4 protein-coding genes are annotated in these 4,538 nt (G+C 67.7%); 1 reads left to right on the top strand and 3 read right to left on the bottom strand.

What is annotated here, in order from left to right:
• A partial coding sequence (locus tag Y705_RS19030) for an EamA family transporter (protein ID WP_343212724.1) occupies positions 1-508 on the top strand: 508 nt, incomplete at its 5' end.
• A gap of 184 nt (positions 509-692) precedes the next feature.
• Here Y705_RS19030 and Y705_RS0110160 read toward each other — a convergent pair.
• The 3 genes from Y705_RS0110160 to Y705_RS19025 form a co-directional block, all read right to left on the bottom strand.
• Positions 693-1,535, bottom strand: coding sequence for a universal stress protein (locus Y705_RS0110160; RefSeq protein WP_026532772.1), 843 nt, complete (start codon positions 1,533-1,535; stop codon positions 693-695).
• Positions 1,536-1,623: 88 nt separating this feature from the next.
• Entirely contained in the window at positions 1,624-3,144 is a 1,521-nt protein-coding gene (locus tag Y705_RS0110155; RefSeq protein WP_026532771.1) for an APC family permease, read from the bottom strand.
• 69 nt (positions 3,145-3,213) lie between these two features.
• On the bottom strand, positions 3,214-4,538 hold a 1,325-nt coding region (locus Y705_RS19025), incomplete at its 5' end, for a flavin monoamine oxidase family protein (RefSeq protein ID WP_081737961.1).

Genomic DNA, 4,538 nt, shown 5'->3' with positions numbered 1-4,538 from the left:
GAAGAGCGTCGGCTCCCGCGTCGACGCCGTCTCGAGCCTCAGTATCGAGACGGCGGTCCTCACCCCGATCGCTGCCGGCGTGATGGTGTGGCTCTCGTCCACCGGTGCGGCCACCCTGCTGACCGAAGGCAGCGGGCACTTCTGGATCATGGCGGCGTCGGGCGTCATCACGGCCGTGCCGCTCATCTTCTTCGGCGCCGCGGCCCGGCGCCTGCCGCTCACCACCATCGGGCTGCTGCAGTACCTCGCGCCCGTCCTGCAGTTCCTGCTGGCGCTGTTCGTGTTCGGTGAGGAGATGCCGATCGAGCGCTGGGTGGGTTTCAGCCTCGTGTGGGCGGGCCTGGTGCTGCTGACCATCGACATGCTCCGCACTGTCCGCCGCCAGCCCCGGGTGGGCAAGGGCGGCGGCAAGGACGGAAGCGGATCCGCGACGGCGGGCACCAGGGTTACAAGTGAGGAAACCTCCGCCGCACGCGTTTCCTCCGACACCCAGGCGCCGGCGAAGTAGTCAGTCGAATGACTGCTTGCGTTGCATGCAGTGCAAGCAGTTCCGTCCGGGGGCATTTCGGAAGTGCATGCAATGCATGCAGTGCAAGCACTCTCCGGGGCGCAGTGGCCGAGTCCCCGGGCTGGGGTGGACGCCGCCGCGCCCACTAACGGGATAAGTGCAGAGCGGGGCTGACGAGCGGAGCTCAGGCCGCCGCGAGGTTCCAGTCCCTCGGCACCACGACCATGGGAACCGGCAGGGCGCGGAGCATCTTGTTCGCCGTCGAGCCGAGGAACAGCTGGCTGTGCTGCGCGAGACGGCTCGAACCGACGATCACCAGTTCGCCGGCGTCCCACTCGATGTCGTCGATGGCCTGCTCGATGGTGCGTCCGTGTGCCACGATGATCGACGCCTCGTGGCCCTGCGGCAGCTGCTCCACGGCCCGGGCAAGCACCGAGTTCGCGTGGCGGTGGGCCTGGTTGATGGCCTCACCCGAGTTCCCCGATTCCCGCTGGTCGAGTGCCACGAGGGAGATCAACCGGAGGGGCAGGCTCCGACGCGCGGCGGATTCCACTGCGACGTCGAGCACGGCCTCCGCACCGGCCCGGGTCCCCACGGCACAGGACATGCGTGTAAAGCGGTCCCGGTGCCGATAGCCCCGCGGTGCGAGTGCCACCGGGAGCGGTGACGAGTGCAGCACCGCATTGGCCACGCTGCCCACCGTGAAACGGCGCAGCAACCCGTTGCTCGATGCTCCGATGACGATGAGTCCCGCATCCAGCTCCGCTGCCGCCTCGAGCAGGCCCGCGGCGAAGGAGTCGGCAAGGCGCACATGCGTGGTGACCTCGACGGCGGCGGGCACACCTGCCGCCGCGCGCTTCAGGGCCTCGGCGGCACGGCCGGTCCCGGGGGCGACGCTGCCGTCCTGCGGCCAGTCGAGGACCGTCACCAGGTCGATGCCCGCCGATTGCGTGAGCGCCAGCGACGCCGCCAGCTCGAGGGCGTCCTGCCCGCGGTCATTTTCGGTGTACCCGACGACGTATCGCACAGATGTTCTTTCCGTAGGAGTAACCGCCGGCACTCGGTAGTCTGCACCGGCCGGATCCGACCCACTCTAACCCGCCGGGTCCGGTACGTCAGACCGAAGGAGCAGCACCCGTCTTCAGCACGTCTCCCCGGAAGAACGCGGGGTTCACCCGCGACATCACGAGCATCAGCACGGCACCCAGCAGGATCACTCCGATACCGAGGATGAACACCATGCCCACCCCGCCCATCTCGGAGCCCGAACCGTAGGAGGGATCCATGGAGTCGATGGCGGTCTTGACGAACATCACCAGCAGGATCACGCCTCCCAGGAGCGGGGCGAGGAACTTGAGCAGGAAATTGCTTCCGGTGCTGAAGGCGAGCGTCCGGAAGTACCAGACGCATGCCAGCGCAGTGATTCCGTAGTAGAAGCAGATCATCATCCCGAGGGCGGTGATGGTGTCCCAGAGTGCGTTTTCCGAGACGATCCTCGTGACGACGTAGAAGCCCGCCGCGGCCGCTGCCGCAGCCACCGTTGCGTAGCCGGGTGAATTGTGCCGCCGGCTGACCCCGCCGAACCTGCTCGGCAGCGCCCGGTAGTGGCCCATGGCCAGCAGGGTCCGCGCCGGGGAGACGAAGGTGGACTGCAACGACGCCGCAGAGCTGCTGAGGACCGCCATCGACATCAGGATGGCGAAGGGCCCCATGACCGGGCCCGCGAGCGCCGCGAAGATGCTCTCCTGGTTGTCCGGGTTGCCGGCACCGAGTTCGCCCTCCCCCACACCTGCGAAGGAGAGGGTGGCAAGTGCGACGATCAGGTAGATCGCCATGATGACCACGATGGTGAGGGCTCCGGCACGCCCCGGCGTCTTCTCCGGGTTGGTGGTCTCCTCGTTCATGGTCAGCGTGACGTCCCAGCCCCAGTAGATGAAGATGGAGAGCGAGACGCCCGCGGCGAACGCCGAGAAGGAGCCGACGGCGAAGGGATTGAACCATTCGGCGCTGATCGGCGTCGCGTCGAAGGCGGTTCCATTGACGATGTGGATGAAGGCGGCGACGGCGAACCACACGAGCACCACGAGCTGGAACGTCACCAGCACGTACTGGACGGTCTTGGTGGTTTCCATGCCCCGGTAGGACACCCAGCAGGCGAGGGCGATGAAGACCAGCGTGGTGGCGATATTGACCGGAAGGTTGAGCGTCAGGTCGGCGAGGGCGGCGTTGCCCGTGATCTGCGACAGCAGGAGGTAGAAGAAGTCGACGGCCACGGCCGCGAGGTTCGACAGCACGATGACCGTCGCGGCGATGAGCCCCCACCCTCCCATCCACCCGATCCAGGGGCCGAAGGCCCGGGTGGCCCAGGTGAAGGACGTGCCGGAGTCGGGCATCGAATTGTTGAGTTCGCGGTAGCCCAGGGCCACGAGCAGCATGGGGAGGAAGCCGACGAGGAAGATCGCCGGCAGGTTCACCCCTACCTCCGCGACGGTAGGCCCCAGTGCCGCCGTGAGCGTGTAGGCCGGCGCGATGCACGAGACACCGATGACGACGGCGCCCAGCAGGCCCACCGATCCGGCGCTCAACCCTTTCCTGCTCAGCCCTGTCTCAGCTTGCGTCTGTGTTTCTGTGCTCATGGAGTCGCCTCTTTGCGATCGGAACCCGGGCCGGACGTGGCCTCGGGTGTCTGGTGGGTATCCGGCACGTCAGACTCCGGGGGTTCGGAGGGATTCTTCGGCGAGCGCGAGGGCGATCGCCTCCGCCGTGAGCTGCCCCATGCGGATGGCGCCGTCGACGTGCTGGTAGCCTTCGGCGGCGATGTCGGAGCAGGACCAGTAGATGGGCCCCACGGGGGTGCGCTGGTCGCGTCCGTACCGGTGGAGCCCGCCGAGATCGTAGCTCGAGGCATAGGCGCCGCGCGTCCATTCCTCGGAGGCCCAGTCGGACTCGTAGTAGACCTCGGGGTTGAGCGCCTCAGGACCGAGGAACCCGGCGAGTGACCCGAGGATCCGTTCCCGGCGTTCCTCGGGCGGAAGCTCGAACATGGCGTCCGCCTTCTCGTCGGAGATGAATCCCACGAGGGTGCCGCGTGGGTCCTCGTAATTCGTGTTGTCGTAGACCTCCTGCACGATCGAGCCCGCGCTGAACCCGGTGCCCGAAAGTCCTTCGTCGCGCCAGAAGGGCGTGGGATAGACGGCGTGGACCTTGATGACCAGTCCCAGGGACTGGTGCTGGTGCATCTGGTGCTGGCGCCGGGGCAGCGGAGGTTCGTAGGACACGCGTGAGTACAGGTTGGGCGGCACGGCCATCACGGCGTAGCGGGCGTGGACGGTGGTGCTGTCCGAAATCGCGGCCACACCGCTGCCCGCCCCCACCCCGCCCCACCGCAGCGTCCGCACCGGAGCGTCGAGCACGACGTCGTCACCCAGTTCCGCCGCCATGCGCTCCGAGACCGACTGCATCCCGCCGATCACGCGGCGATCGAGGATGAAGTCCTCGTTGACGAGGTTCGAGAACGACCCTGCGGTGGCTGCCATGAGGACGGCCTGCAGCGTCGAGAAGGCATGCGCGGGTTTGGTCAGCATGCCGCCGGCAATGAACAGGCCGATGTTGTTGCAGGCCTCCTCATCACTGGATTGCCGGCGCAGCCAGTGGTGGAAGGAGATGGTGTCGAGTGAGCGCGCGTCGGGGTGGTTCCACGGGGCTTCCGGGCCGGCCTCGGCGACGAGCCGGTCCAGCGTTTCGATCAGCCGCTCCATCTCCTCCCGGGTGTGCGTGTCGACGGGGAACATGTCCCCGGAATAGCGGATCGCTTCGCCGTCCGGCCCGATGTAGACGGAATCGCCCTCGCGGTAGCGGGGGAAGGTGTCCATCCCCAGCTCGTCCAGCAGCCCGATCAGCGCGGTCTGGTCGGGTGAGACCCATTGCCCGCCCACCTCGAGGACCGCTCCGCCGACGACGTCGGTGTGCGTGCGCCCGCCCACCCGGTCTCGCGCCTCGAGGACCGCCACGGAGTGGCCCGCCCTCGCCA

It is taken from the genome of Arthrobacter sp. H41, assembly GCF_000520535.1.
In the GTDB taxonomy this organism is placed as follows: domain Bacteria; phylum Actinomycetota; class Actinomycetes; order Actinomycetales; family Micrococcaceae; genus Arthrobacter_D.
Note: the sequence above shows the minus strand (reverse complement) of the source record. Positions and strands in the feature narration are given on the sequence as shown.